The sequence below is a fragment of the Roseovarius sp. THAF8 genome (assembly GCF_009363735.1).
Lineage (GTDB): Bacteria > Pseudomonadota > Alphaproteobacteria > Rhodobacterales > Rhodobacteraceae > Roseovarius.
In genome coordinates this window covers 216,772-243,031 of record NZ_CP045410.1, presented here as the reverse complement: position 1 = coordinate 243,031, position 26,260 = coordinate 216,772, and the positions used below count along the sequence as shown (strand labels likewise).

The following is a 26,260-nucleotide window of genomic DNA, read 5'->3' as shown; positions in this document are numbered from 1 at the left end:
GTGATGCAGCGGTCAGAAGGATCTTTCGACCCGGATGACCACGATCAGATCCGGTTTTTCCTCGGCGGCGTTCAGATCGTCCGCCAGTCGCGGCAGGCGCTCGTTCCAATGGCCCTTGTGGTGAACCTCGCGGAAACTCGCCTCGATGAACGGCTTGACCGACGAGGCAAAGGAATCCCCGATCACCCAGACCGTCATGTCCGACGGCGGATTCGAGTTCGTCACCACTTCGCGCAGGCCGAAGGAATCGGTGACCGTCGCGTCGGGAATGCCGCGGCGCTCAAGCTCGAAATCCCGCCGGAACTCGTAGAGCCAGTTGTCGCCGGGACGCAGCGGAAAGCGCTCCATCCCGGCGATCTCTATGATGTCGCCGCGCACTTCGGGACCGGGCACAAACGCCACCTCCGGCACCGGCAGCCCGAGCGCTTGCATCAGCCCGTCCCAGGCAAGAAACGCGCCCTTGCTGTTCCAATGCGTGTCAGTGCGGAAATAGAGTTCGCCCTCGGCCTCCTTGTCCCGCAGGAACCCGGCGGTCGGATCATGGAACGTCAGGTTCGGGACAGCGCCCAACGCCTGCGCGAAGGCCCCGAAATACCGGCTGTCCGCGGGCGTCAGTTCCGGCGGCAGGTACTCGGGATAGACCGACGACTTGTTCGGGCCGACAATCAGGGCGACGCGCGTGCCGGATCGCGCCGCCGTCTCGGCGATCTCTGCAAAGAGCGCGCGCGTGTCTACCACCTCGTCGGGCGGCGGCGGGCTGTCGGATCGCAGCTTGGCCACCGTCCGGTCATAGCTGTTGCCCAGGAACAGCCAGTCGTCACGCCCCTCGAACCACCGGCTGGACGGTCCGATCCGGTGCTCCAGACCGCCCCGCAAATACACCGACCGGGCGGTGTGCGTGTCGCTGAAATCGGTCCGGCTGATGACGAACCCCGCCAGTCCGACCGCCACCATGATCGCCGCCAGCCACAGCGACCGTGCCGGTTCGCGGAATGTGCCAAAGCGGATCGGCCGCTCGATCAGGCGGTAGGTCAGCCAGGCCAGCAGGATGGCCAGGAGCACGCCCGCGATCCGCGCGTCCCGGTGCGGCACGTCGTCCTCTGCGATGTGCAGGAACGACAGGACCGGCCAATGCCAAAGGTAGAGCGGATAACTTATCAGCCCGAACCAGACCGCGACGCGATTGGTGAAAAGCGGTGCAACACCCCAGGCCGTGGCCCCGCCGAAAATGACCAGCACCGACCCCAGAACCGGCAAGATCGCCCACCAGGACGGAAATGCGGCCGTCCGGTCGATCACCGCCACCGACACGACCAGCAGCACCAGGCCCAGACCGCCCGCCAGCTTTCGTACCGTCTCGCTTGCCAGGGGGCTGCGCCGGTGCACCGTGACCCACGCAAGAAGGCTGCCGCTCAAAAGTTCCCAGAAGCGCCCGAACGGCCAGAAGAACGCCTCGACCGGATGCGAGGTGGCATAGACGACATTCACGACGAAGGAGGCCGCGAACACGATCAGGGTCAGGATCAGCAGGCCGACCCGCAGCTTCCACGCCACCCAGAGCGCCAGCGGCCACAGGATATAGAACTGCTCCTCGACCGCGAGGCTCCACAGGTGCAGCATCGGCTTCAGCTCGGCGGCGGCGTCGAAATAGCCGGCCTCGGCGGCAAAGACGAAATTGCTGATGAAGGCGGCACCGCTGGCGACGTGCAGGCCAAGCTGGTTGAACTCGTCCGACAACAGGACCAGCCAGCCGAACAGCAGGCTGAGCGACATCACCACCAGAAGCGCGGGAAAGATTCGCCGGATGCGCCGTTGAAAGAAGTCGGCAAAGCTGAACGCGCCCTGGTCCAGCTTCTCGAAGATATGGCTGGTGATCAGAAAGCCGCTGATGACGAAGAAAACGTCGACCCCGACGAACCCGCCCGGCACCGCGCCGGGAAACGCATGAAAGGCCACGACCGACAGGACCGCGAAGGCCCGAAGGCCGTCGATCTCTCTGCGGTAGCCGGTATGATGCGGGGGCGTCATGAAGTTCAACGTGGCGTCATTGGGAGCGGGGGACCCGAGGGCAGGCGCCTATTCCCACTCGATGGTGCCCGGCGGCTTCGAGGTAATGTCATAGGTCACCCGGTTGATGCCTTCGACCTCGTTGATGATCCGCGTCGCGGTCTCGCCCAGGAAATCGTGGCTGAACGGGTAGTAATCGGCGGTCATGCCGTCCACGCTCGTCACCGCCCGCAGGGCGCAGGCATAGTCATAGGTCCGCCCGTCGCCCATCACGCCCACGGTGCGCACCGGCAGGATCGCGACGAAGGCCTGCCAGATCTCGTCATACAGCCCGTGCTTGCGGATCTGGTCGATATAGACGGCATCGGCCTTGCGCAGGATCTCCAGCTTGTCGCGGGTGATCTCGCCGGGGCAGCGGATGGCAAGACCGGGGCCGGGGAAGGGGTGACGCCCGATGAAACTGTCGGGCAGGCCCAATTCGCGGCCCAAGGCCCGCACCTCGTCCTTGAAGAGTTCCCGCAGCGGCTCGACCAGCTTCAGCCCCATCTTCTCGGGCAGGCCGCCGACGTTGTGGTGGCTTTTGATCGTCACGCTGGGGCCACCGGAAAAGCTCACCGATTCAATGACATCCGGGTAAAGCGTGCCTTGCGCGAGAAAGGCCGCGCCCTCGATCTCGTCAGCGTATCTCTGGAACACGTCGATAAAGAGCTTGCCGATGATCTTGCGCTTGGTCTCGGGGTCCGAGACGCCTTCCAGCTCGCCCAGGAACAGATCCTGCTCCTGCGCGTGGATGACCCGCAGATTCATGTGGTCGCGAAACATGCCCACGACTTCCTCGCCCTCGTTCAGGCGCAACAGGCCATGATCGACGAAGACGCAAGTCAGGTTCTCGCCGATCGCCTCGTGGATCAGCGCCGCGGCCACCGAACTGTCCACGCCGCCCGACAGCGCGCAGATGACTTTCGCATCGCCCACCTGCTCGCGGATCGCCTCGACCATCTCCTCGCGATAGGCGGCCATGGTCCAGTCGCCCTTGAACCCGGCGCGCTTGACGAAATTCTCGTAAAGCGTGCGGCCGTTGGGCGTGTGATGCACTTCCGGGTGGAACTGCACTGCGTAGAAATCCCGCTCAAGGTCGGCGGTGATGGCAAAGGGCGCGTGCGGCGAGGTGCCGTAGACGGCAAAGCCGGGCGCCAGCTCGGCCACGTGGTCGCCATGGCTCATCCAGACCTGCTCGCGCGCGTCCAGGAACCAGCCCGCCAGCAGCTCGATCCGCTCTTCGCTGGGCGACACCCAGGCGCGGCCGAACTCCGCCGTGCCGCCGCCGCCCGAGATCTTGCCGCCTTCGACGCGGCCGCCCAGGTCCTGCATCATCACCTGCTGGCCATAGCAGATCCCCAGGATCGGCACGCCAAGGTCATAGACCGATTGCGGCGGCCGGGGCGATCCCTCGCGCGTCACCGTATCGGGACCGCCCGAGAAGATCACCGCCTTGGGCGCGAACTCCTTCAGGAAGTCGTCCGTGACCTTTTGAAAGGGATGGATTTCGCAGTAGACGCTCAATTCGCGCAGGCGGCGCGCGATCAGCTGCGTCACCTGGCTGCCGAAGTCGATGATGAGAAGGCGATCGTGCTGGGTCATGCCAAGCCATTATGAAATGCGCCGGGCCGATGCAACAGGTTTGCGCGTGCTTGACCAAGCCGTGTGACCGTGAAGCGTTCCGTCATCCTCGGGCCTGACCCGAGGATCCCTCGTACCCGGAGATCCCGGATTAAGTCCGGGATGCCGCGCCGCCACATCCCGTAGGGTGGGCGAGAGCCCACGCGCCCCGGCCGATCGCTCCCATCGTCCACGCCGAATGTCGCTATAGACCGTGAAACGGCGCAAATCTCCCGCGACTCGGTCGCGTTAGCGGATATTTAAGGGCGCAGTCGCACTCTGTCATGGGTGCAAGTTCACGTTGGGGAACCAGAATATGGCCGAAGCAGCAACCCGCAGACGGGCCCGGGGCGGAGGCGGCGCAGCCCGCCGCGCGGAACGTACCGCCGTCAGCGTCGAAACCGCCAAGTATATCGAGCGCAATATCCCGAATTACGAAATCCTCAACGAAGAGGCGCTCGAGATGATCGAGCACAATGCCGAAACCGTTCTGGAAGAGATCGGCGTCAACTTTGTCGAGAATCCGCGCGCTCTGCAAATGTGGAAGGACGCCGGCGCCGACGTGCAGGGCGAGCGGGTGCACATCCCCCGCGGCCTCGCGCGCGAATTGATCAAGACCGCGCCGTCGCAATATACCCAGCACGCCCGCAACCCCGAGCGCAACGTCGTGGTGGGTGGCAACAACCTGGTCTTCGCCCCGGTCTACGGCCCTCCCTTCGTGCGCGACGCCATGGGCGGCCGGCGCTATGCCACCATGGCCGACTTCGAGAAATTCGTGAAACTCGGCTACATGTCCAAGTGGCTGCACCACTCGGGCGGCACGGTGTGCGAACCCACCGACATCCCCGTCAACAAGCGTCACCTCGATATGCTACGCGCCCACATGGTGCTGTCGGACAAGCCCTTCATGGGCTCGGTGACCGAACCTTCCCGCGCGCAGGACAGCGTGGATATGTGCAAAATCCTCTTCGGCGAGGAGTTCGTGCAGCAGAACACCGTGATGACCTCACTGATCAACATCAACTCGCCGCTCACCTTCGACGAGGTGATGATGGGCGCGATGGAGGTTTACGCCAAGAACAACCAGGCCTGCATCGTCTCGCCCTTCATCGTCGGTGGCGCCATGGCGCCGGTGACCGTGGCGGGCACCCTGACGCAGGTGATGGCAGAGGCGCTGGCGGGCGTCGCCTTCAACCAGCTTTGCAACCCCGGCGCACCCGTCATCATGGGCGCCTTCGTGACCTCGATCGACATGAACTCCGGCGCGCCCACCTTCGGCACGCCCGAGGCCGCGCACATCACCTATGGCGCGGGCCAACTCGCCCGCCGCCTGGGGCTGCCCTACCGTTCGGCCGGGTCGTTCAACGGCTCCAAGCTGCCCGACGCGCAGGCCGCGTATGAAACCGCCAACAGCCTCAACATGGGGCTTCTGTCGGGCGTCAACTTCATGCTGCATTCCTGCGGCTGGCTCGAAGGCGGGCTGGTGTCCTCGTTCGAGAAATTCGTCATGGATGCCGACCAGCTGGGCGTCTACCACCACCTCGCCAAGGGCATCTACACCGACGAGAACGGCCAGGCGATGGACGCCATCCGCGAGGTCGGCCCGGGCGGGCATTACCTGGGCTGCGCCCATACCCAGGCCAACTTCAAGACCGCCTTCTGGCGCTCGGAAATGCTCGATTACAAGCCGTTCGAGCAATGGGCCGACGAGGGCGGGCAGGACACGATGGCGCTGGCCACCACCCGCGTCGAAAAGCAGCTGGCCAACTACCAGCAGCCCCATCTCGACCCCGGCGTGCTCGAAGCGCTCGACGCCTACGTGGCGGAAAGAAAGGCGTCCATGCCCGACGCCTTCGCCTGATCCCTCAAGACACCGGCGCGGGTGCCATGCCCTGCGCCGGTGTCGCGCCTTCGGGCGCCATCGCCGCCCGGATCAGCCGGGCCTCTCCCATGATTGCGATCAAAAGGTCCAGATGCCGCGCCACGGCGTATTCGGCGCTGCGCCGCCGCCGCGCTTCGTCCAGCGCGGCCTCGATCTCGATCAACAATTCAAGCGCCGCGCCGCTGTCGGGCAGCGGTTCGATGTCCAGAAGGCGCCCCAGGTGAATGTCGCGGCGATACTGCGCGGCGCCGATCCTGGCCGCCTTGATCAACAGGCGCGGGCGGGTCAGCGTATCTAGAAGGGCAAGCGCGTGGGTCATGGTGTCGGTCTCCTGTTCTGCGGAGCCCTCTGAGTGACACGACTCGCCGGTGCGTTGCGTGAATCGCCGTTCCACCGCACGCCGCCGTGGCCAATTGTTTACACTTGAGAAACCATTGTTGCCGAACGGAGTGAAAATTAACGAACTGGTAACCAAGTCGCCCTTAGGTTGCATGTCGCTTGTGGAGAACTCTGTGGGCACTTTGGGGACAACTGATCCTGTCACAAGAGATCAGGCCAAGGAGGGAAACGGATGAGCATGGCTGGAGTGCCCGGGTCGACGCCCGGCAAAGATCTGTCTTGGGTGCCGATGGCGGCCATAACCTATCTGGCCCATACGGAGGGCGGCACGTCGATCCGGGCGCTGGCCCGGAAACTCGGCTGTCACGCCTCGACCGTTTCCCGACAAGTGCGTGCGTTCGAGGCCTTGCGCGACGATCACCTCGTCGACGAGGCCCTGCGCCGCCTTGGCCCACAGGTCATGTCGCAGCCCGGTGCCGGTTCATGCCTCAAGGAGACCCGCATGACCATGCTGCCGACCCCCGCCGAGACCGCGACAACCCTCACCGAATCCCGATTGAACCGCGAGGCGCTGCGCGTTCTGCGCCGGCTTTGCGAGAAAGGCGCGGTCCTGGCCGTGGCCAGCGAAATGGACAAGGCCGTCGTGGTCCGCGAAACCGAGGCGGGCCAGAACCGCACCGCGGTCGTCGACCGCGACGTGGCCGAGGCGATGGCCCTGAAATGCTGGATCAGCTGCGACACGCCCGGCCGCGTGTCACGCTATGCCATCACGTCGGCGGGACGATCCGCGCTTGGACAGCTGATGGCCCGGGCGGAGAACAGCGCCCAGGGCTTTGCCGAGTCGCAGGCCGCCTTCCTGGGGCAGGATGCGCCGCTCCCGGAGGATGACGCGGCCGAGGGCCGGCGCCGCCTCCGCCATGGCATCGGGGAGTCTCCCTTGATCCTGCTCTCGCGCCGCCGCGACCGCGACGGCAGCCGCTTTCTCGCGCCCGACCTGGTGCGGGCCGGCGAACGCCTGCGCGAAGATTTCGAGATGGGCCACCTGGGCGACACGCCCCGGACGGACTGGACCGACATTCTGACCGGCAAGACCCAGCCCGCGCCCGTCGCTCCGCCCGCCGCCAGTGCCCAGGCCGCGCAGGCGCGGGTGCTTGGCGCCCTGCGCGATCTGGGGCCGGGGCTTGCAGATGTGGCCCTGCGCTGCTGCTGTTTTCTCGAAGGGTTGGAAACCACCGAGAAAAAGCTTGGCTGGTCGGCGCGGTCGGGAAAGATTGTCCTGCGCATCGCGCTGCAACGGCTCAAGCGTCACTACGCCGAGCTGGGCGACAGCGCGGGCCTGATGGGGTAGGGGGCCCGCGCCTCAGCCGCCCACCAGCCAGCCGACGCCGAAGGCCGCCAGCGCACAGATCGTGCCCACCAGCAGCGTCTCGCCCACGCAGCGCCCCATATGTTCGCCGGTCGCATTCCAGCGCAGCACCCCAAGCGCCATCAGCGCCGCCGCGGTTGCCGCAACCGACAGGACAAAGGTCGTCCGCGTGGCCTCCAGCACGAAATAGGGAAACAAGGGAATCGCCCCGAACAGCAGGAACGCGCCGAAGGTGAACAGCCCGCTCAGAACGGGGCTGTCCTCGTCGGGGTCCTGCATCCCGAATTCGTAGGTCATCATCAGGTCGGCCATGATCTCGGGATGGCGCGACATGATCGTCGCCGCCGTGTCGGCCTCGCCCGCGGGCAGGCCGCGCTGGCGCAGGATCTCGAACAGCTCCATCCGCTCGTGCTCCGGGTCGGCGGCGATTTCGCGCAGCTCGCTTGTGCGCCGCGCCCGGTAAAGGTCATGCTGCGACCGAAGCGACAGGAATTCGCCCAGCCCCATGCTGATCGCATCGGCAAAGAGGTTGGCCAGACCGAAAACCAGGACCGCCACGCCGCCGATCTGCGCCACGCCCTCGGCCTGCGCGCCGGCGAATCCCGCCACGATGGCGAAGGTGGTCACGATCCCGTCATTGCCGCCATAGACGATCTGCTTCAGGTATTCCTGCGTCTGGCTCAGCCGGTGCGCCTCGCGCCTGTGTCTCTGCCAATCCATCCTGCCCCCGCGTTCCGCCTCGAGCGGCAGCATAGACCGGCCCGGACCCCGCGCAAACGCCCGAAGTCGGCGGTGGCGCCGGCGCGAAGACCGGGCACGCCGGGATGGCAGGAGGTGGGCCACTCGTTAAGCGCGCACCCGCCACATGCATGACAGGTTTGCATCACTGGAACTTCCCACCACGGTGACTTATAAATAGGATGTCTTACCAAAGGATTTGCGGGGAAAAATTCGTGCGCGATCTCAAGATCCCGGACCAGCGCCACCCTGAAAAGGCGCACCGGCCCGACAACGCCCAACCGAAAAAGCCCGACTGGATTCGTGTCAAGGCGCCGGTCGGCAAAGGGTATCTCGAAACCCACCGGATCATGCGCGAGCACAAGCTGGTCACGGTCTGCGAGGAAGCGGGCTGTCCCAATGCCGGCGAATGCTGGAATCAGGGCCACGCCACCATGATGATCATGGGCGAGGTCTGCACCCGCGCCTGTTCGTTCTGCAACATCGCCACCGGCAAGCCGCCCGAGGATCTGGACCCTTTCGAGCCGGGGCGCGTGGCGGACGCGGTGCAGAAGCTGGGGCTCAACCACGTTGTCATCACCTCGGTGGACCGCGACGACGTAACCGATGGCGGGGCCGAGCATTTCGCCCAGACGATCCGCGCGATCCGCCACCGCTCTCCCGGCACCACGATCGAGATCCTGACACCCGATTTCCTGCATTGCGACCCTGCGGTGCTTGAAGTCGTGGTCGCGGCGCAGCCGGACGTCTTCAACCACAACCTCGAAACCGTACCGGGCCTTTACCCCGAGGTGCGCCCCGGTGCGCGCTATTTCCACAGCTTGCGCCTGCTGCAAAGGGTCAAGGAAATGGATCCGGGCATATTCACCAAGTCCGGTATCATGGTGGGCCTGGGCGAAGACCGACAAGCTGTGCACCAGGTGATGGATGACATGCGCGCCGCCGATATCGATTTTCTGACCATCGGCCAGTACCTTCAGCCCACGCCCAAGCACCACGCCGTGGATCGCTTCGTGCATCCCGACGAGTTTGCCGCCTACGAAAAGGTCGCCTATGGCAAGGGCTTCCTGATGGTCTCTGCCACGCCGCTGACGCGCTCGTCCTACCACGCGGGTGACGATTTCGCCCGGCTGCGCGACGCGCGGATGGCCAGGCTGGGGTAGGGGCGCCGCAGCCCGTCGACACCAGCAAGAGATCCCGGATCAGGTCCGGGATGACGTCTGCACCAGGATTGTGCCGAACGAAAGCAGCGACAGACCGTCCCGGACCTGATCCGGGATCTCACCCCCGCAGACAAAAACACCGACCTCGCAGGGCCGGTGCTGAACAGACATATTTGCGTTTTGTCGGGCGGGGCCTTACCGCCCCCAGCTGCGCACCGGACCGCAATCCATGTGCACGAAGTTTGACCCCGAATAGCGGCCCACGCCGCCGCCGCGGCAGGCCGAGGCCGCGCGGAACATCTGGTTCACCGAGCGCGAGTTCAGCCGCAGGTCCGCCGCTTGGCCGCGCAGGTGGCGCGAGTTCTTCGCCACGCCGCTGGAGCGCGAGCGCAGCATCGCGTTCGTCTTCGGGCTGCGATAGCCCGAGAGCAGCAGGTAGGGCTCGTTCACATCCATCAGGTTGTGGGCCGCTGCCATGATGTCCATCGTGCGCATATCGATATTGTGCACGTCGTTGGTGCGCCAGTCGCGCATGAAGAGGTTGATCTCGCGGACCGCGTCCTTGATGTATTCCCCTTCGATCCAGTAGATCGTGTCGATCTTTTCACCGGTGCGGGGCGAGGCCATGGTCAGCCGACGAATGTCGCCTGCGCCCCGAAGGAACCCTGCCGCCTTGGAAAACGTTGGTGCCGCAACCACTGTCGTAGCCGCAAATGCACCCAGTAACGCACGCCGCGTTACGCTCGTCGAGCTTTGATCGGTCATGTTGTTAGCGCCTGTCCCGTCGCTTGCCTGTTGCCGCGTTAAGAAGCGGCTCTGTTCATCTCATCCCCAGATGCAGAAGTGTTATGGCATATCAGGATTCGGTTACCAAGGGGTGAAAGTCCGCCGGTTCCATAGCGCAAGCGATTTCGGCAAGAATTTGCGCAAATTTCGGTCAGATGTGTCTGCGAAGCACGGCCCAGCCTGCGGCGATGCTGCAACATGCGGCGGATTTTACCTTTAAAACCAATTGTGATTGGACAGTTCCGCCCGCAATAGGAACTAATGATCGCGTGCGCTTGTTTTGCACGCAGGGGAATACGGTAACTTGGAGAACGGCATGAGCAGCGCGTTGCGCACCTTGGGGCACACCAGCATTTTCACCACCATCGTCAGTGCGCTCGCGGCGGTCGTCGTCTGGCTGTCCGCCTCCACGCCGGCTCACGCGCAGGTCACCGCCTACAAACAGGCCGTGGCCGAAGCCGCCGCGGACGATCGCGATCTGGCAGCGTTTTACCGCAGCACCGATTTTCGCGGCATCTGGACCGACGAGGAAGCCGACAAGGCACGGCGGCAGGCGCTGATCCTGGGGTTGCAATCGGTGTCGGCCCACGGTCTGCCGCAGTCGCGCTACGACATCGACGCCCTGATCGACACGCTGCGCGCCGCGCGCACGCCCCGCGATATCGGTTTTGCCGAGGTCGCGCTCAGCAAGGCGTTCCTGAACCTTGCCGACGACATGCGCACCGGCGTGCTGGATCCGCGCCGCGTGGTCCCCGCGATCAAGCGCGAGCTGCGCGACTACGACCGCACCCGCACCCTGACCGCCTTTGCCGCCAGCCGCGAGCCGCGCCAGTTCATCCGGCAGCTTGCCCCCTCGACCAACGAATACAAGCGCCTGATGAAGGAAAAGATGCGCCTCGAGGGCCTCGTCGTCAGCGGCGGCTGGGGTCCGACCGTTCCGGCCACCAAGCTGGAACCGGGCGCCACCGGGCCCGCCGTCGTTGCCCTGCGCAACCGGCTGATGGCCAAGGGCTATCTCGGGCGGACCGCGACGCAAAGCTATGATTCCACGATCCAGAAGGCCGTGCGCGAGTTTCAGCGCGACCACGGGCTGGAAACCGACGGCGTCGCGGGCGAAAGCACCCTGCGCGAAATCAACGCCACCGCCGAAGACCGGCTGAAATCCATCATCGTGGCGATGGAACGCGAGCGCTGGCTGAACCTGCCGCAGGGCAGGGGCAAGCGCCACATCCTGGTGAACCTCACCGACTTCTCCGCCCGGATCATGGATGACGACATCGAGACCTTCCGCACCCGGGCCGTGATCGGCGCCAAGGCCGCCGACCGTCAAAGCCCCGAATTCTCGGACGAGATGGAGCACATGGTCATCAACCCGACCTGGCACGTGCCGCGCTCCATCGCGGTCAAGGAATACCTGCCGCAGATGAAGCGCAACCGCAACGCCGCCGGCCACCTGCGCCTCGTCGACAGCCGCGGCCGCACGGTCAGCCGCTCCAGCATCAATTTCGGCGCCTACAACGCCCGCAACTTCCCCTTCGCGATCAAGCAGCCGCCCTCCAGCCGCAATGCGCTTGGCCTGGTGAAGTTCATGTTCCCGAACAAGTACAACATCTATCTGCACGACACGCCGCAGAAGCACCTCTTCGACCATGAAACCCGCGCCTACAGCCACGGCTGCATCCGGCTGCAACAGCCGTTCGATTTCGCCTATGCCCTTCTGGCGCGGCAGGAGGCCGACCCCGAGGGCGCGTTCCACCGCATCCTGAACACGGGCCGCGAAACCAAGGTGAACCTCGAGGTGAAGGTGCCGGTGCACATCATCTACCGCACCGCCGTGACCGAGCCCAAGGGCCACACCAACTACCGCGCGGATGTCTATGGCCGGGATGCCCGGATCTGGGACGCGCTGGAGCGGGCAGGGGTTTCGCTGCCCGGCGTTCGGGGGTAAACCGGCCCCGAACGCAGGGGGTCCGTCATGTCCTACACGATTGAGCAGATCGCAGATGCGCTTGGGGCCACGGCCCTGGGCGATGTTTCCGTCACCGTTGCCGGCGTGTCCGAACCGGCCGACGCCACGGCCCGGGACCTTGCCCTGGCAATGAAGCCCGAATACGCCCAGACCCTGTCGCAGGGCGCGGCGCGCGCCGCGCTGGTCTGGGACGGGGCCGACTGGCAGGCGCTGGGGCTGGAGGCCGCCATCGTCGCACCGCGTCCGCGCTACGTGATGTCGGGCCTTTCCACCCTGTTCGACCCCGGCCAGGGCTGGGACGACGGCATTCACCCCTCCGCCGTGATCCACGACACCGCCAGCCTTGGCGACAATGTCTCCGTCGGTCCGCTCGCCGTGATCTGCGCCGGTGCCCGCATCGGTGCGGGCAGCGTCATCGGGCCGCAAAGCTTTGTCGGCACGGGTGCGGTTCTGGGGGAAAAGGCCTTCCTGCGCGAAGGCGCCCGCATCGGCGCCCGCGTGGTCATCGGCGACCGCTTCATCGCGCAGCCCAACGCGGTGGTGGGTTCAGACGGGTTTTCCTATGTCACGCCGGACGTCTCGGGCGTCGAACGCGCGCGCCAGTCCCTCGGCGACCAGGGGGAAATCGCGGCGCAATCCTATGTGCGCATTCAAAGCCTTGGCTCGGTGCGCATCGGCGACGATGTCGAGGTCGGCGCCCATGCCTCGCTCGACCGGGGCACAATCCGGGACACGGTGATCGGCGACCGCACCAAGATCGACAACCTCGTCCAGGTCGGCCACAACTGCGTCATCGGCACGGACTGCCTGCTGTGCGGCCTTGTCGGTCTGGCCGGGTCGGTCAAGGTCGGCAACAACGTCGTGCTGGCCGGGCAGGTGGGCGTGGCCGACAACATCTTCATCGGCGACAACGTCATCGCCGGCGGCGGCACCAAGCTTTTGTCGAACGTGCCCGCCGGCCGCGTCATGCTCGGCTACCCGGCGATGAAGATGGACACCCAGATGGAGGTCTACAAATACCTTCGCCGCATCAAGCGGCTGTTTGCCGATGTCGCCGACCTCAAGAAAGCTGTTTCAAAACCGGATCAGAGTGACTAAAGCGGTTCGCGAAAAGAACGGGGTGCAGCATGGATACCAAGGACAAGGTCATCGACATCATTGCCGAGCAGGCGGTGCTGGAGCCGTCTGACGTCACGATGGACAGCACGCTGGAGGAACTGGGCATCGACAGCCTCGGCCTCGTCGAAAGCATTTTCGCCATCGAGGAAGCCTTCGACATCTCCGTGCCCTTCAACGCCAACGCGCCCCAGGAAAGCGATTTCGACATCTCGTCGGTCGCCTCCATCGTTGCGGGCATCGAAAAGCTGGTGGCGGAACAGAAAGCGTGAAGCGGGTCGTCATAACAGGCGCGGGCACGATCAACGCGCTGGGGACGAACGTGCCCGAAACGCTGGAGGCCATGCGCGAAGGCCGCTCGGGCATTTCCGAGCTCGACATCCGCGATGTCGACCGGCTGGCCATCAAGATCGGCGGCCAAGTCAAGAATTACGAACCCGAGGAACGCTTCAACCGCCAGCAACTGGCGCTTTACGATCGCTTCACCCAGTTCACCCTGATCGCCGCCCGCGAGGCCATTGCGCAATCCGGCCTGAAGTTCGACGGCGAACTGGCCGCGCGGGCCGGCGTGGTGCTGGGCAATTCGGGCGGCGGCATGACCACGCTCGACGAGAATTACCGCTCGGTCTACGAGGAGGGCAAGAACCGCGTTCATCCCTTTGTCGTGCCCAAGCTGATGAACAACGCCGCGGCCAGCCACGTGTCAATGGAATTCAACCTCAAGGGCCCGTCCTTTACCGTCTCGACCGCCTGTGCCTCGTCGAACCACGCCATGGCGCAGGCGTTCCAGATGGTCCATGGCGGCCTCACCCCGGTGATGATCGCGGGCGGGTCTGAATCCATGCTCTGCTTCGGCGGGGTCAAGGCCTGGGAAGGGCTGCGCGTGATGTCCAAGGACGGCTGCCGCCCGTTTTCCGCCAACCGCAACGGCATGGTCCAGGGCGAGGGCGCGGGCATCTTCGTCTTCGAGGAACTGGAACACGCCAAGGCGCGCGGCGCCGAGATCCACGCCGAAGTGGCCGGCTTCGCCATGTCCTCGGACGCCGCCGACATCGTCATGCCCTCCAAGAACGGCGCGTCGCGCGCCATCGCCGGCGCCTTGCAGGACGCGCGGATCAACGCGTCGGAGGTGGGCTATATCAACGCCCACGGCACCGGCACCGCCGCCAATGACAAGACCGAAAGCGCCGCCGTCGCGGATGTCTTCGGCGCCCATGCCGACCGGCTGATGATCTCGTCCACCAAGTCGATGCACGGCCACCTGATCGGAGGCACCGGCGCGGTCGAGCTTCTGGCCTGCATCATGGCCCTGCGCGACGGGGTCATTGCGCCCACCATCAACTATGACGAGCCCGACCCCGAATGCGCCCTCGACGTGGTCCCGAACGAGGCGCGCGAGGCGTCGGTCGAAGTGGCGCTCTCCAACGCCTTCGCCTTCGGCGGCCTGAACGCGGTGCTGGCGCTCAAGCGGTTCGCCTGACGGCGTTCGTCGGCGTTCCGGGGCGGTTTGGCGGGACGAAGCGGACGGTGGGTTGTTAGGGGCCGCGAATCGACGGGCCGCGGCGCGGCGATCCTGCAGTTGTTCTACCGCAATTTATCCCTGCCAAATCCGGAAGACTTTCGAGCGAAGCACCCGGCCTCACCAAATCGCAGTGCCGTGGGTGCGGCCCGGCGATGCGCGGCGGCGCGGCAAGCCGCACCTCGATTCCGCGCGGGTACTTGGTCGCCAAAGCGGGACGGAGCGCACGGCTGAACGAACCGCTATCCATCTGCAGGGTTCGTATCTAGAGTAAATTCATCAATTTTAATCGGAGAATGCATGAGACCTCACCCGTTTTTTCAAGGATGGAAAATCCCAAAAACTCACAAATTGGGCGGTTTCAATCTCAAATCACTTGGCATCTCGGAAAACGAGCGAGACTATTCGGCGATTATGGAAAGCGTTGCGAACATTCATTCAGCGGCACCGCAATTGACATGGCCAAAAGGACTTACGCTGGAAAAAAATCTAGTCGATTTGGCTTGGCACCAAAAGGAGTTTGAGGCCCAGCGTAGCTTCGCATGGATAATCGAAGATGGCAGCGCCGAATATCTGGGCTGTGCCTACGTGTACCCATCCATAGATGGATCACGATCTGCGGATGTTGCTTGGTGGTGGCGTCACGGGTATCGGGCCCAACACGACGATTTCGAGAATCTTTTTTTGGGCTGGCTCAAAAGCGAAGAATGGCCGGACCTAGAGTATCGAAAAATCACCAAGTAATCCCGAGCCTGGATCAGGCACTAGGAACTTAGTCTGCTTTAGACTCTAAGCCGACCCTGCGCCCCGCGCTTGCTCATCGTCATTGTCATGCCATCAAAAGCAGAAACGAAAAACGCCGCCCCGGGGGGCGGCGCTTTCCAGGTCCGGAACGGTGACGTGTCTCAGTTCTCCAGAACCGACACCTCGTTATACGCGGCGGTAAAGCCCGACAGCGACGCCTCGATCTCGACCACCTGGTCAGGCGCCTGTGCCGGGATCAGCGTCAGGCGGGCGGCGGCACCGGCCTGGAACGCGTCGATATCGGCCTGGGTAAAGCCGATCCGGGCAAAACATCCGCCCATCGAGCAGAACGAGTAATTGTAGTTCTTGGCCTTGCCGCCATCGACCGAGATCTTCAGGCCCTGCGGCAGCAGCGTGCCCAGCGGCACCGCGATCGTCGCGCCGGCCACGGCCTGACCTTCGCTCGGTAGCTTGAACAGGCTGAACTCGGCCACCGGGTTGCCACCTTCCTCGCGCAGCAGCTGGTACATCTGGCAAGGATCCTCACCGGCCTCGCTGCGGAAGCACTGAAGCTGCCAGTCGCCATATGTCTCCTTGACATAGGACGGCGGCTCCTCCGCCTCGCGGCCCAGGTCCAGCCCGGTGGCCGGGTCGGTGCCCGCCTCACCGGCGGTGTCCTCATCCGTACCGGCGGCGCCGTCCTCTGCGCTGTCCGTTTCGGTCGTCTCGCTCTCGGTGGCTTCCGTCTCGGAGCCTTCCGTCTCGGTGGCCTGCGTTTCGGTGTCGGCACCATCCGTCTGTTCAGTTTCCTGTGCGGTCAAAGCCGTTCCCAGTCCCAGAAGGGCGATCAAGGGCAGGCTGTGCAGAATCTTGGTCATGTGGACCCCATTTTCTTGTATGAAATCAAGCTGTGTGCGCTCTAACATGGGTGCGCCGGCATGTCAGGATAAAACCGTAACGCCGACGGCGGCGCAAGGCGGATTTTCGCCGTGATTGTGGGTGGGATCCTCCATCGTATCGCCTTGAAACAACGGCAAAACCCCTGTCCGCAAAAAGGAAAAGAGACCCGTAAGGTCTCTTTCCCAATTCTCCCTGCCGGACTGGCCGACTTATCTATTGAACAGACGCTAGGACAGTTCTGTCGACCCGTCAACAGGCAATGATTAAAAAAACTTATCAAGCCATAACAACGATCTAGCACGCTTAGGTTGCAACGCCTCAGCGCCGTGAAAAAAAGGCCGCACCCGAAGGCGCGGCCAGTCTGACAGGGAGGAAGTCGCCCCGGGCCAAGAGGACATGAGGCCCGGAGCGTGATAAACACTGGCAGACAATCGTTAATTTTGTATGGTCGCATCGTGAAATAACTTGGGCAAAGGGGCAGGGGCTTGGAAAACAAGGTTTTCTTGGGCGGTGGCGGCGTCGATTACGCCGAGAAACAGGGGCTGGCCCTGAAATACGCCAACCGTCACGGGCTGATCGCCGGGGCGACCGGCACCGGCAAGACCGTCACGCTGCAAATCCTGGCCGAAGGCTTCTCTGCCGCCGGTGTCCCGGTCTTCCTGTCGGACGTGAAGGGCGACCTTTCCGGCCTCGCCGCCGCCGGATCGGCGGATTTCAAGCTGCACGAGGCGTTCACCAGCCGCGCCCAGACCATCGGTTTTGACGACTACACCTATGACAGCTTTCCGGTCACCTTCTGGGATCTTTTCGGCGATCAAGGCCACCCCGTCCGCGCCACCGTGGCCGAGATGGGGCCGCTGCTGCTATCCCGTCTGATGCAACTGACCGAGGCGCAGGAGGGCGTGATGAACATCGCCTTCCGTGTGGCCGACGAACAGGGCCTGCCGCTCTTGGACCTTAAGGACCTTCAGGCTCTTCTGGTCTGGGTCGGCGAAAACTCCGGCGAGCTTTCCCTGCGCTATGGCAACGTCTCGCGCCAGTCCGTGGGCGCGATCCAGCGCTCGCTTCTGGTGCTGGAAAACCAGGGCGGCGCCCAGTTCTTCGCCGAACCCGCGCTGGAGCTTTCGGACCTCATGACCACCGCCCCCGACGGGCGCGGGCAGGTAAACATCCTTGCCGCCGACAAGCTGATGGGCGCCCCGCGCCTCTATGCCACCTTCCTGCTGTGGCTTCTCAGCGAGTTGTTCGAGACACTGCCCGAGGTGGGCGACCCCGACAAACCCAAGTTGGTCTTCTTCTTCGACGAGGCGCATCTGCTGTTCGAGGACGCCCCCAAGGCGCTGATCGACAAGGTCGAGCAGGTCGCCCGCCTGATCCGCTCCAAGGGCGTCGGCGTCTATTTCATCACCCAGAATCCCGATGACGTGCCCGAGGATATCCTGGGCCAGCTCGGAAACCGGGTGCAGCACGCCCTGCGCGCCTTCACCGCCCGCGACCGCAAGGCGCTGGAACGCGCCGCCGAGACCTATCGCCCCAATGACCGCTTCGACACCGCCGACGCCATCCGCGACGTGGGCACCGGCGAGGCGGTGACCTCGATGCTGCAGGAGAAGGGCGTGCCCGGCATCGTCGAGCGCACGCTCATTCGCCCGCCATCCTCGCGGCTTGGCCCCATCGACGACGCGGCGCGCGCCGGCGTCATCGCCGCCTCGCCGGTGGCGGGCAAATACGAAAAGGTCATGGACCGCAAGTCCGCCTACGAAATCCTTGCCGAACGTGCCGCATCGGCTGCGCAAGAGGCCGAAAAGGCCGAGGCCGCCGCCGAAGACCAATCCACCGCCGAGCGCGAATTCAACGCCGGCCGCCGCTATTCCGGCAGCCGCGTCGACCGCTCCTCGTCGCGCGGACGCAAGAAAAGCGAGGGCATCGGCGACGCGGTCCTGGGCGCCGTGGTCAAGGAACTCAAAGGCACCACCGGCCGCCGCATCGTGCGCGGCATCCTCGGCGGCCTCTTCAAGGGCCGATGACGTAGGGTGGGTGAAAACCCACGCGCGATGCCATGTTTGCTCGCATCCACTGGCTGCGGCCCGGCCCCCGCCGGGCTTGGAAACTCCACCGACGCGATGCTACTGAAATACCGACGCGATACCGACCCGCCGTTTTCGCGGATCCGAGCGGCCCCGATTCCGCTATCGGCCGACGCGTTCGAGGTCTTCCAGCAGCGCCTCCGACATCTTCCGCGCCCGCCGCACCCGGCTTGGCGACAAGCCCCGCGTTTCCACCCGCAGGAGCGCCTCGACCGCGATGAAAAAGGGCAGGGTCAGTTCACGTTCCTCCGCCGACAGGCGGAAGGCATCGGCAAAGGCGATGAACCCCTGCTTGTCGACGCCAAGATACATCTCTCCCGACGGGATCATCGCCCGGCGTCCCATATGCATCAGGAACCGCGCCATGTCCTTGTAGATGGGCGCCGGGCGCGACCCGCCGCAATCAATCCCCGTGACAAGATTATCGTTCACTATCAGGTTGTTGGGATGGAAATCTCCATGCGACACGGCAAAGCGCCACTGGCTGTCCTGCAGCTGCGGCACCAGGCGCTGGATCTCTGACAGGATCGGCTTCTCGACCCGTTTCAGGCGGTTGAAGGCCTGGGCTTTCGCCGCCCGTTCCGCCCGCTTGGCCCAGCCGGCGGGCTGGGCGTTGGCCTGCGTTTCGGAGCACTCGGTGTAGGCCCGCAGCCACCGCGCAGCCGGTTTCAGGTAGCGCGCGCGCTCGTCCTCGGCGGCGCCATAGATCCATTTCAACAGCGGCGTGCCGGGCACGTCGGCCACCGCCAACATACCGCAGTCCGGCGCGCAGGCGAGCGGGGCACAGACCCGCAACTCCCCCTCGCGCATCTGCGGCCAGATCCGGCAGATTTCCTCCCAGTCCCGCGCACAATCCGCCACCCCATCCAGGTAGACGCGAAAGACCGCCGGACGGTCGTCCAGCAGCCCGCGTGCAACAATCCGCTTTTCCGCAACATGCCGGATCAACTCCGTCGCCCGAGCCTTTGAAAAGTCTTCGTTTTCCGCGCAAGCCACCGCAAACTGCCGGCTCATGAAATCGCGCATCTCAAGGTCTGGCATCATATCGGCGGAGGGTGTGGAGGACATCTTCATGCCGTCATAATTTCCCATGCCCCGAAGACCGTCAACCGAATTGAAGCCCACCGCCCGCGGCGCTATGGTGCCTGCAAAATTACCGTGCAAGGGACCACGCAATGGATGACGACGCGATCAACACCCTGTCTTTCGAAGAGGCCATGAAAGCGCTCGAGGATGTCGTCACGCGGCTCGAGCGTGGCGACGTCCCGCTGGACGAATCCATCGCGCTCTACGAGCAGGGGGCGAAACTGAAAAAACGCTGTGAAACCAAGCTGAAAGAAGCCGAAGAGAAAGTGGCGGCGATCACGCTCGACGGCGACGGCACGCCCAAGGGCACCACGCCGGTCGAGGGACTCTGATGCTGCAGGCCGCTCTGGCCGAGGACGCGGCGGCCATCCAGACCTGCCTCGACGCCCAGATCACCGGGGATCTGCCGCTGCACGCCGCGATGCGCCACGCGCTGTTCGGCGGCAAGGCGCTGCGCGGATTTCTGGTGATGGAAACGGCCCGTTTGCATGACGTTAACCCTTCTCGGGCAGTCTTTCCCGCGTCGGGGATCGAGGCGATGCACGCCTACAGTCTCGTGCATGACGACCTGCCCTGCATGGATGACGACGATCTGCGCCGGGGCCAGCCCACGGTGCACGTCAAATGGGACGAGGGCACCGCCGTCCTGGTAGGCGACGCGTTGCAGTCGCTGGCCTTCGAGATGGCCGCGCATCCTGACGGCGCCGCCACGCCCGAGGCACGTGCGGACCTTGCGCTGACGCTCGCGCGCGCCGCCGGAAAGGAGGGCATGGTTCTGGGCCAGGCCCTTGATATCGCGGCAGAAACCACGGCGGTCCCACTGACGCTCGACCAGATCGTCGCGTTGCAGGACGGCAAGACGGGCGCGCTCTTCGGCTGGGCCGCCAGCGCCGGGGCCGTCATGGCCCGCGCCGACACCGCGCCGCTTTTGGCTTATGCGCAGGCGCTCGGCCTCGCGTTCCAGATCCAGGATGATGTCATTGACCGGACCGGCGATGCCGCCGCCGCGGGCAAGGCCGTGGGCAAGGACGCGGTCGCCGGCAAGGCGACCTTCGTGTCGCTTCTGGGCCTCGACGAGGCCAAACACCGTGCCGCGGCCCTTGTTGACACAGCCTGTGACAGCTTATCTGAGTACGGAGCACGGGCCGACCGCTTGCGCGATCTGGCCCGCTTCGTTATCTCGCGGCAAAGCTAGCCGCCCGGCCAAGGCCGGCAGCCACATTCGAAGGAGCGGCGACGCGTGACACGCCCCCAGACCCCCTTGCTGGACACCGTTTCCAGCCCCGCCGATCTCAAGCGCTTTTCCGATGCCGAGCTGCGCCAGCTGGCCGACGAGTTGCGTTCCGAGACCATCGCGGCGGTCTCCGAAACCGGCGGGCACCTTGGCGCGGGCCTTGGCGTGATCGAACTGACGGTGGCGCTGCACCACATCTTCGACGCGCCGCGCGACAAGATCATCTGGGATGTCAGCCACCAGTGCTATCCGCACAAGATCCTGACCGGGCGCCGCGACCGTATCCGCACCATTCGGCAGGAGGGGGGCCTCAGCGGCTTCACCAAGCGCTCTGAAAGCCCCTATGACCCGTTCGGCGCCGCGCACAGCTCCACCTCGATCTCCGCCGCGCTCGGCTTTGCCGTGGCGCGTGACCTTGGCGGCGCCAGCGAGACCGGCCACGGTGACGCTATTGCCGTCATCGGAGACGGCGCGATGTCGGCGGGCATGGCCTTCGAGGCGATGAACCACGCAGGCCACCTGAAAAAGCGCCTGATCGTGATCCTGAACGACAACGAGATGTCCATCGCGCCGCCGGTGGGGGCGCTGTCATCCTACCTGTCCCGCCTCTACGCGGGCGAGCCGTTCCAGGAATTCAAGGCCGCCGCCAAGGGCGCGGTTTCGCTCTTGCCCGAACCGTTCCAGATGGGCGCGAAGCGGGCCAAGGAAGTGCTCAAGGGCATGGCCGTGGGCGGCACCCTGTTCGAGCAGCTGGGCTTCAGCTATGTCGGACCCATCGACGGGCATGACATGGACCAGCTGCTGCCGGTGCTGCGCACGGTCAAGGCGCGCGCCAGCGGGCCGATCCTGATCCACATGATCACCAAGAAAGGCAAGGGCTATGCCCCGGCCGAAAGCCGCCGCGACGGCGGGCACGCCACCGCCAAATTCGACGTCACGACCGGCGAGCAGAAGAAATCGCCCTCGAACGCGCCCAGCTACACCAAGGTCTTTGCCGAGGCGCTTCTGAAACATGCCGCCGAGGATGACCGCATCTGCGGCGTGACCGCCGCCATGCCGGACGGTACCGGGCTGGATCTGCTGGAAAAGCGCTATCCGTCGCGCTGCTTCGATGTCGGCATCGCGGAACAACACGCCGTCACGTTTTCAGCCGGGCTTGCCGCGGGCGGGATGCGGCCGTTCTGCGCGATCTATTCCACCTTTCTGCAACGCGGTTTCGACCAGGTGGTGCACGATGTCGCCATTCAGCGCCTGCCGGTGCGCTTTGCCATCGACCGCGCGGGGCTGGTGGGGGCCGACGGCGCAACCCATGCCGGCAGCTTCGACGTGGCTTACCTGTCGAACCTGCCGGGCTTTACCGTGATGGCCGCCGCGGACGAAGCCGAACTGGTGCACATGGTCGCCACCGCCGCGGCCCATGACAGTGGGCCGATCGCATTTCGCTACCCGCGGGGCGAGGGCGAGGGGGTCACCATGCCCGAACACGGCGAGGTGCTGGAGATTGGCAAGGGTCGCATGATCCGCGAAGGCTCCCGCGTTGCGATATTGTCTTTCGGCACGCGTCTTGGCGAGGTGATGAAGGCCTGCGAGGGGCTGGGGGCGCGCGGCATCACGCCGACCGTTGCCGATGCGAGGTTCTCGAAACCGCTGGACACCGACCTGATCGACCAGTTGGCCGCCGATCATGAAGCGCTGATCACCATCGAGGAAGGCGCCATCGGCGGGTTCGGCAGCCATGTTGCACAGCACCTGGCCGAGCAGGGCGTGTTCGACGAAGGCTTCAGGTTTCGTTCGATGGTCTTGCCCGACATCTTCATCGACCAGGCAAGCCCGGCTGACATGTACGCGGTGGCGGGCCTGAACGCCGCGCAGATCGAAGCAAAAGTGCTGGACGTGCTTGGCGTGGGGAATATCGCAGGCAAGCGAGCGTGAGAAACGGGCGCGGAGATTTTACCAATTAAACAATTCACCTGAAGGAGAAACTTAATCCTCTTGGGTGGACTTCACCGATATGCCTTGTTCCAGTGCCCTCGCCAAGTTGTTGACGCCGCTTTGCGCGTAAGTGATCGCGCCAAGGCACATCCAGGTGATCGCGGCGGCGATCACCATCCATTCGACAGTCACGACGCCGTCTTCCTCGGCGCAGAAGGTTTTGAAAACGGAAAACATGGCAGCGACTTTCCTTCGACATTTCATTTCCGGCATTTGGCCGGTTTCAACTCAAACCTATTGGTCGACCCCTTCGACGGTCTTGCTTCCGACGGATGTCTTGACCGAGTCGGCCAGCCCGAAAGTTCCATCGGCGGCCGTGGCGATCGTCAGGCATCCAAGACAGATCACGCTGAACGCCAATACGATCCAGTCAACGCTCACGACGCCGGTATCATCGGTCATGAAGTGTCGTAGATAGCTTGGCATATGTGGCCGGCCTTCCTCGTTTCGTGGTCTTGAGACGCGGCAGCAGCGCCGCACCTCGGTTAACGAAATCTAAAATCGACGCCAAATGGGGCGGAAATGAGGCAAATGGGGCGAAAGCGCGGTTCTGGCGCTTCGGAACGCCGAATTCGCGCCGTTTTTCGCCGATCAAAGTTGTCAATCGAGGCCGAGGTTCGAAACTGTTAACCGTGGTGAAACAACAGGGGCAATTCAGGCGGCCAAAAGCCCTTTGTTCGCCGCATTGTTCGAATCGAAGTTAACGCACCCCGACACCACCCTGCCAAGTCAGCGCAGCCGTCTGTCGGGTGGCCGCCTTGCGCTTTGATTTCTTACGTCCGCACGCTGTTGACGCCGTGAGTTTCAGGTTCAACACCGATCTGGGGTCCCTTCATGAGGACTACGACCGGGCCCGTGGGACGGCTCACACCGAAAGCCGAGCCGCCTGACTGCCGCGCTCGCGATAGGGCGTGGTGTTGTAATGCGAGCGGTAGCATTTCGAGAAATGCGAGGGCGAGGCGAAACCGCAGGCCAGCGCCACGTTGATCACCGTCATGTCGGTTTGCATCAGCAGGTTCCGGGCCTTTTGCAGGCGCAGTTCCATGTAATACCGCTTGGGCGAACGGTTCAGATAGCGCCGGAACAGCCGCTCCAGCTGCCGCGTGGACATGGCAACCTGCTTGGCCAGGATCGCAGGGCTTATCGGCTCTTCGATGTTGCTTTCCATCATCTGGATGACCTGGCTCAGCTTGGGATGCCGGACCCCGATGCGCGTTGGGACGGACAGCCGCTGCGTGTCCTGGTCGGTTCGGATCGAGGAATAGATCATCTGGTCGGCAACCGCGTTGGCCAACTGCTCGCCGTGGTCGTCGGCGATGAGTTTCAGCATCAGGTCGATGGACGAGGTACCGCCCGCCGTGGACATGCGGTTGCCGTCCACGACGAAAACCGACTTGGTCAGTTCGACCTCGTCGAACTCCTCGACAAAGCTGTCGTGGTTTTCCCAGTGGATCGTCGCGCGCTTGCCATCCAGCAGACCGGCCTTGGCCATGACGTAGGACGCGGTGCAAAGCCCGCCGATCCGCGGTCCCCGACGCGCCTCGCGTCGCAGCCAGTTCAGCAGCTTCTTTGTCGCCGCTTTCTGGATATCGGACCCGCCACAGAGCAGCACGACGTCCTCGCGGCGCAATTCGTCCAGATCGATGTCCACCTTGAACCGCGAGCCGGCAGAGCACGACACAGTGCCGTCTTCATCGGCCTCGCCCGACATCACCCATTCATACAGGGTTTCACCGGCCATGCGGTTCGCAATACGAAGACAATCCAGCGCCGAGGCAAAGCTCAGCAGCGTGAAATTCTCCAGCAATACGAAAACGAAACGCTTCGGACCAGACGTGGCGTCGCCGCTCGTTTTTTTCGCTTCCGCGCGCATGTTCGCTACTCCCTGCGCAGTGGCGTATCGGTCAGGTCTTCCACGAAAACCCTGAGGTTGGCAAGAGAGCCGCAGTCAATTTCCGACATATTCCGTCGAACCTGTATGGTGTCCGGGGGTCGGCTTTAGTATAGACGGGTCTCGAAATTCGATGAGCGGAGAGAACAGATGAGCAATTGGCAGAAGTCTGACTGGCGCAGCAAGCCGCGGATCCAGATGCCCGACTATACCGATGCAGAAGCCCTGCAGGCGGTCGAGTCGAAGCTTTCCAAGTACCCGCCGCTGGTGTTTGCAGGAGAGGCCAGGCGTTTGAAGAAACAGCTTGGCGCGGCATCGCGGGGCGAGGCTTTCCTTTTGCAGGGCGGTGATTGTGCCGAGGCGTTCGATCAGTTCTCGGCCGACGCGATCCGCGACACGTTCAAGGTGATGCTGCAAATGGCGATGGTGCTGACCTATGGTGCCAAGGTGCCGGTGATCAAGGTCGGGCGCATGGCCGGCCAGTTCGCCAAGCCCCGGTCTGCCCCGACCGAGGTCGTCGGCGGTGTGGAACTGCCCAGCTACCGCGGAGACATCATCAACGAGCTGGCCTTCACGCCCGAGGCGCGCATCCCAGATCCGGCGAAGATGCTTCAGGCCTACACGCAGGCGGCTGCCACGCTGAACCTGATACGGGCCTTTTCGACCGGCGGGTATGCGGATGTGAACCAGGTGCACGCGTGGACGCTGGGCTTTACCGACGGCGAAAAGGCGGAGCGCTATCGCGAGATGGCGTCGCGGATTTCCGACACGCTGGATTTCATGCGCGCCGCGGGCGTCGACAGCACCAGCGCGCACACGCTGCACACGGTGGAGTTCTACACCTCGCATGAAAGCCTGCTGCTGGAATACGAGGAGGCGCTGGCACGTGTCGACTCGACCTCGGGCAACTGGCTGGCGGGGTCGGGGCACATGCTGTGGATCGGCGACCGCACGCGTCAGCCGGACGGGGCGCATGTGGAGTTCCTGAGCGGTGTTCTGAACCCGATCGGGCTGAAATGCGGTCCGTCCATGGAAGAGGACGACCTGAAAAAGCTGCTGGCCAAGCTGAACCCCGAGAACGAGGCCGGACGGCTGACGCTGATCGCGCGGTTCGGTGCGGGCAAGGCGGGGGAGCATCTGCCGCGCCTGATCAAGACCGTGCGCGAAGAGGGCGCCAACGTGACTTGGGTCTGCGACCCGATGCATGGCAACACGATCAAGTCGGCCTCGGGCTACAAGACGCGCCCCTTCGACAGCGTCCTGCGCGAAGTGCAGGAGTTCTTCGGCGTGCACCGGGCCGAGGGCACCATCCCCGGCGGCGTGCATTTCGAGATGACCGGACAGGACGTGACCGAATGCACCGGAGGCGTGCGGGCCGTCACCGAAGAGGACCTGTCGGACCGTTACCACACGGCCTGTGACCCGAGGCTCAATGCCTCGCAGGCGCTGGAACTGGCCTTCCTCGTGGCACAGCAACTGTCGGACCTGCGCGAAAGCCGGGCCGAGCAAAAGGTCGGCTGAACCGCCTCGAGACGGAAACTGAAAAGGCCGGCGCAGACGCGTCGGTCTTTTTGCGTGGAGCATCGGGCAAACGGCCGCAACACACCGTTCGCCTTCGGTTACCGAAGACGTTGGAGGGGTCCGTCTGTCGCCGTCAGCGCGGCGTCAGAACCAGCTTTGCACGCCGCGCGATGCGCCGGAGATGTCCCGGCCGACACCCTCGATCGTGGCACAGCCCGACAGGGCCGCGGCGATCAGCGTGAAAACAGCGATTTTCCTCAT

The 26,260-nt window shown here is 64.3% G+C and carries 24 protein-coding genes; 13 read left to right on the top strand and 11 right to left on the bottom strand.

The features are described 5' to 3' along the window. Positions 1 to 12: 12 nt before the first annotated feature. Together FIU85_RS01210 and guaA are read right to left on the bottom strand one after the other, a co-directional pair. The gene (locus tag FIU85_RS01210) at positions 13 to 2,028 is read right to left on the bottom strand and encodes an acyltransferase family protein (protein WP_152495550.1); all 2,016 of its coding nucleotides are present in this window, start codon (positions 2,026 to 2,028) and stop codon (positions 13 to 15) included. A 48-nt stretch (positions 2,029 to 2,076) separates the two neighbouring features. Next, complete coding sequence (guaA, locus tag FIU85_RS01205) at positions 2,077 to 3,648, bottom strand: glutamine-hydrolyzing GMP synthase (protein ID WP_152495549.1); 1,572 nt, start codon at positions 3,646 to 3,648, stop codon at positions 2,077 to 2,079. Between the two features lie 334 nt (positions 3,649 to 3,982). On the opposite strand from guaA, the gene FIU85_RS01200 reads away from it, so the two are divergent. Then, positions 3,983 to 5,527 carry a trimethylamine methyltransferase family protein gene (locus tag FIU85_RS01200; protein WP_152495548.1) on the top strand — a complete coding sequence of 515 codons (1,545 nt, stop codon included), beginning with the start codon at positions 3,983 to 3,985 and terminating at the stop codon, positions 5,525 to 5,527. A gap of 4 nt (positions 5,528 to 5,531) precedes the next feature. Here the strand turns inward: FIU85_RS01200 and FIU85_RS01195 are convergent, their stop codons facing one another. Further along, entirely contained in the window at positions 5,532 to 5,867 is a 336-nt protein-coding gene (locus tag FIU85_RS01195; protein ID WP_152495547.1) for a DUF6477 family protein, read from the bottom strand. Positions 5,868 to 6,119: 252 nt separating this feature from the next. On the opposite strand from FIU85_RS01195, the gene FIU85_RS01190 reads away from it, so the two are divergent. Continuing rightward, entirely contained in the window at positions 6,120 to 7,235 is a 1,116-nt protein-coding gene (locus FIU85_RS01190; RefSeq protein ID WP_254702969.1) for a DUF6456 domain-containing protein, read from the top strand. A gap of 12 nt (positions 7,236 to 7,247) precedes the next feature. Here FIU85_RS01190 and FIU85_RS01185 read toward each other — a convergent pair whose 3' ends face one another. Continuing rightward, positions 7,248 to 7,973, bottom strand: coding sequence for a VIT1/CCC1 transporter family protein (locus FIU85_RS01185; protein ID WP_152495546.1), 726 nt, complete (start codon positions 7,971 to 7,973; stop codon positions 7,248 to 7,250). Positions 7,974 to 8,206: 233 nt separating this feature from the next. On the opposite strand from FIU85_RS01185, the gene lipA reads away from it, so the two are divergent. Next, positions 8,207 to 9,154: a lipoyl synthase gene (gene lipA / locus FIU85_RS01180; protein ID WP_152495545.1), complete on the top strand. Its 948-nt coding sequence runs from the start codon at positions 8,207 to 8,209 to the stop codon at positions 9,152 to 9,154. A 195-nt stretch (positions 9,155 to 9,349) separates the two neighbouring features. On the opposite strand, the gene FIU85_RS01175 is transcribed toward lipA, so the two are convergent. Next, positions 9,350 to 9,919 carry a DUF882 domain-containing protein gene (locus tag FIU85_RS01175; protein WP_152492441.1) on the bottom strand — a complete coding sequence of 190 codons (570 nt, stop codon included), beginning with the start codon at positions 9,917 to 9,919 and terminating at the stop codon, positions 9,350 to 9,352. Between the two features lie 337 nt (positions 9,920 to 10,256). Here FIU85_RS01175 and FIU85_RS01170 point away from each other — a divergent pair, with 337 nt between their 5' ends. From FIU85_RS01170 to FIU85_RS01150, 5 genes are all read left to right on the top strand, one after another. Further along, positions 10,257 to 11,888 carry a murein L,D-transpeptidase gene (locus FIU85_RS01170; protein ID WP_152495544.1) on the top strand — a complete coding sequence of 544 codons (1,632 nt, stop codon included), beginning with the start codon at positions 10,257 to 10,259 and terminating at the stop codon, positions 11,886 to 11,888. A 27-nt stretch (positions 11,889 to 11,915) separates the two neighbouring features. Then, positions 11,916 to 13,007, top strand: a complete 1,092-nt coding sequence (lpxD, locus tag FIU85_RS01165; protein ID WP_152495543.1) for a UDP-3-O-(3-hydroxymyristoyl)glucosamine N-acyltransferase — start codon at positions 11,916 to 11,918, stop codon at positions 13,005 to 13,007. Between the two features lie 29 nt (positions 13,008 to 13,036). Then, positions 13,037 to 13,297, top strand: coding sequence for an acyl carrier protein (locus FIU85_RS01160; RefSeq protein WP_152492444.1), 261 nt, complete (start codon positions 13,037 to 13,039; stop codon positions 13,295 to 13,297). Then, a complete protein-coding gene (locus FIU85_RS01155) occupies positions 13,294 to 14,505 on the top strand; it encodes a beta-ketoacyl synthase (protein ID WP_152495542.1) in 1,212 nt (403 codons plus the stop codon). Before FIU85_RS01160 ends, FIU85_RS01155 begins: the two co-directional genes overlap by 4 nt. Positions 14,506 to 14,844: 339 nt before the next feature. Next, positions 14,845 to 15,288, top strand: a complete 444-nt coding sequence (locus FIU85_RS01150) for a hypothetical protein (protein WP_152495541.1) — start codon at positions 14,845 to 14,847, stop codon at positions 15,286 to 15,288. 161 nt (positions 15,289 to 15,449) lie between these two features. Here the strand turns inward: FIU85_RS01150 and FIU85_RS01145 are convergent, their stop codons facing one another. Then, positions 15,450 to 16,166: an invasion associated locus B family protein gene (locus FIU85_RS01145; protein ID WP_172978762.1), complete on the bottom strand. Its 717-nt coding sequence runs from the start codon at positions 16,164 to 16,166 to the stop codon at positions 15,450 to 15,452. Between the two features lie 507 nt (positions 16,167 to 16,673). Between FIU85_RS01145 and FIU85_RS01140 the strand changes: the two genes are divergently transcribed. Continuing rightward, complete coding sequence (locus FIU85_RS01140; RefSeq protein ID WP_152492448.1) at positions 16,674 to 18,215, top strand: helicase HerA-like domain-containing protein; 1,542 nt, start codon at positions 16,674 to 16,676, stop codon at positions 18,213 to 18,215. Between the two features lie 162 nt (positions 18,216 to 18,377). On the opposite strand, the gene FIU85_RS01135 is transcribed toward FIU85_RS01140, so the two are convergent. Next, positions 18,378 to 19,289, bottom strand: a complete 912-nt coding sequence (locus FIU85_RS01135) for a phosphotransferase (protein ID WP_172978761.1) — start codon at positions 19,287 to 19,289, stop codon at positions 18,378 to 18,380. 161 nt (positions 19,290 to 19,450) lie between these two features. Between FIU85_RS01135 and FIU85_RS01130 the strand changes: the two genes are divergently transcribed. Genes FIU85_RS01130 through dxs form a run of 3 tightly spaced genes read left to right on the top strand, consistent with a single transcriptional unit; the run spans position 19,451 to position 22,527 of the window. Then, complete coding sequence (locus tag FIU85_RS01130; RefSeq protein ID WP_152492450.1) at positions 19,451 to 19,693, top strand: exodeoxyribonuclease VII small subunit; 243 nt, start codon at positions 19,451 to 19,453, stop codon at positions 19,691 to 19,693. Next, complete coding sequence (locus FIU85_RS01125) at positions 19,693 to 20,556, top strand: polyprenyl synthetase family protein (RefSeq protein WP_152495538.1); 864 nt, start codon at positions 19,693 to 19,695, stop codon at positions 20,554 to 20,556. Before FIU85_RS01130 ends, FIU85_RS01125 begins: the two co-directional genes overlap by 1 nt. Before the next feature lie 45 nt (positions 20,557 to 20,601). After that, a complete protein-coding gene (gene dxs / locus FIU85_RS01120) occupies positions 20,602 to 22,527 on the top strand; it encodes a 1-deoxy-D-xylulose-5-phosphate synthase (protein WP_152495537.1) in 1,926 nt (641 codons plus the stop codon). 51 nt (positions 22,528 to 22,578) lie between these two features. Here the strand turns inward: dxs and FIU85_RS01115 are convergent, their stop codons facing one another. From FIU85_RS01115 to FIU85_RS01110, 3 genes are all read right to left on the bottom strand, one after another. Next, positions 22,579 to 22,764 carry a hypothetical protein gene (locus FIU85_RS01115; RefSeq protein WP_152492453.1) on the bottom strand — a complete coding sequence of 62 codons (186 nt, stop codon included), beginning with the start codon at positions 22,762 to 22,764 and terminating at the stop codon, positions 22,579 to 22,581. Between the two features lie 57 nt (positions 22,765 to 22,821). Next, a complete protein-coding gene (locus tag FIU85_RS21855; RefSeq protein WP_172978081.1) occupies positions 22,822 to 22,989 on the bottom strand; it encodes a hypothetical protein in 168 nt (55 codons plus the stop codon). A gap of 463 nt (positions 22,990 to 23,452) precedes the next feature. Next, positions 23,453 to 24,460 carry a GlxA family transcriptional regulator gene (locus FIU85_RS01110; RefSeq protein ID WP_152492454.1) on the bottom strand — a complete coding sequence of 336 codons (1,008 nt, stop codon included), beginning with the start codon at positions 24,458 to 24,460 and terminating at the stop codon, positions 23,453 to 23,455. Positions 24,461 to 24,628: 168 nt separating this feature from the next. On the opposite strand from FIU85_RS01110, the gene FIU85_RS01105 reads away from it, so the two are divergent. Next, the gene (locus FIU85_RS01105) at positions 24,629 to 25,999 is read left to right on the top strand and encodes a class II 3-deoxy-7-phosphoheptulonate synthase (protein ID WP_152492455.1); all 1,371 of its coding nucleotides are present in this window, start codon (positions 24,629 to 24,631) and stop codon (positions 25,997 to 25,999) included. Positions 26,000 to 26,143: 144 nt separating this feature from the next. On the opposite strand, the gene FIU85_RS01100 is transcribed toward FIU85_RS01105, so the two are convergent. After that, on the bottom strand, positions 26,144 to 26,260 hold the full coding sequence (locus tag FIU85_RS01100) for a lipoprotein (protein ID WP_152492456.1): 117 nt from the start codon (positions 26,258 to 26,260) through the stop codon (positions 26,144 to 26,146).

Excerpts from the sequence above, each read along its gene's own strand:
- FIU85_RS01210 (WP_152495550.1), bottom strand. The coding sequence starts at position 2,028 with ATGACGCCCCCGCATCATACCGGCTACCGCAGAGAGATCGACGGCCTT.
- guaA (WP_152495549.1), bottom strand. The coding sequence starts at position 3,648 with ATGACCCAGCACGATCGCCTTCTCATCATCGACTTCGGCAGCCAGGTG.
- FIU85_RS01200 (WP_152495548.1), top strand. The coding sequence starts at position 3,983 with ATGGCCGAAGCAGCAACCCGCAGACGGGCCCGGGGCGGAGGCGGCGCA.
- FIU85_RS01195 (WP_152495547.1), bottom strand. The coding sequence starts at position 5,867 with ATGACCCACGCGCTTGCCCTTCTAGATACGCTGACCCGCCCGCGCCTG.
- FIU85_RS01190 (WP_254702969.1), top strand. The coding sequence starts at position 6,120 with ATGAGCATGGCTGGAGTGCCCGGGTCGACGCCCGGCAAAGATCTGTCT.
- FIU85_RS01185 (WP_152495546.1), bottom strand. The coding sequence starts at position 7,973 with ATGGATTGGCAGAGACACAGGCGCGAGGCGCACCGGCTGAGCCAGACG.
- FIU85_RS01175 (WP_152492441.1), bottom strand. The coding sequence starts at position 9,919 with ATGACCGATCAAAGCTCGACGAGCGTAACGCGGCGTGCGTTACTGGGT.
- FIU85_RS01170 (WP_152495544.1), top strand. The coding sequence starts at position 10,257 with ATGAGCAGCGCGTTGCGCACCTTGGGGCACACCAGCATTTTCACCACC.
- lpxD (WP_152495543.1), top strand. The coding sequence starts at position 11,916 with ATGTCCTACACGATTGAGCAGATCGCAGATGCGCTTGGGGCCACGGCC.
- FIU85_RS01160 (WP_152492444.1), top strand. The coding sequence starts at position 13,037 with ATGGATACCAAGGACAAGGTCATCGACATCATTGCCGAGCAGGCGGTG.
- FIU85_RS01150 (WP_152495541.1), top strand. The coding sequence starts at position 14,845 with ATGAGACCTCACCCGTTTTTTCAAGGATGGAAAATCCCAAAAACTCAC.
- FIU85_RS01145 (WP_172978762.1), bottom strand. The coding sequence starts at position 16,166 with ATGACCAAGATTCTGCACAGCCTGCCCTTGATCGCCCTTCTGGGACTG.
- FIU85_RS01135 (WP_172978761.1), bottom strand. The coding sequence starts at position 19,289 with ATGAGCCGGCAGTTTGCGGTGGCTTGCGCGGAAAACGAAGACTTTTCA.
- FIU85_RS01130 (WP_152492450.1), top strand. The coding sequence starts at position 19,451 with ATGGATGACGACGCGATCAACACCCTGTCTTTCGAAGAGGCCATGAAA.
- FIU85_RS01125 (WP_152495538.1), top strand. The coding sequence starts at position 19,693 with ATGCTGCAGGCCGCTCTGGCCGAGGACGCGGCGGCCATCCAGACCTGC.
- FIU85_RS01115 (WP_152492453.1), bottom strand. The coding sequence starts at position 22,764 with ATGTTTTCCGTTTTCAAAACCTTCTGCGCCGAGGAAGACGGCGTCGTG.
- FIU85_RS21855 (WP_172978081.1), bottom strand. The coding sequence starts at position 22,989 with ATGACCGATGATACCGGCGTCGTGAGCGTTGACTGGATCGTATTGGCG.
- FIU85_RS01110 (WP_152492454.1), bottom strand. The coding sequence starts at position 24,460 with ATGCGCGCGGAAGCGAAAAAAACGAGCGGCGACGCCACGTCTGGTCCG.
- FIU85_RS01105 (WP_152492455.1), top strand. The coding sequence starts at position 24,629 with ATGAGCAATTGGCAGAAGTCTGACTGGCGCAGCAAGCCGCGGATCCAG.
- FIU85_RS01100 (WP_152492456.1), bottom strand. The coding sequence starts at position 26,260 with ATGAGGAAAATCGCTGTTTTCACGCTGATCGCCGCGGCCCTGTCGGGC.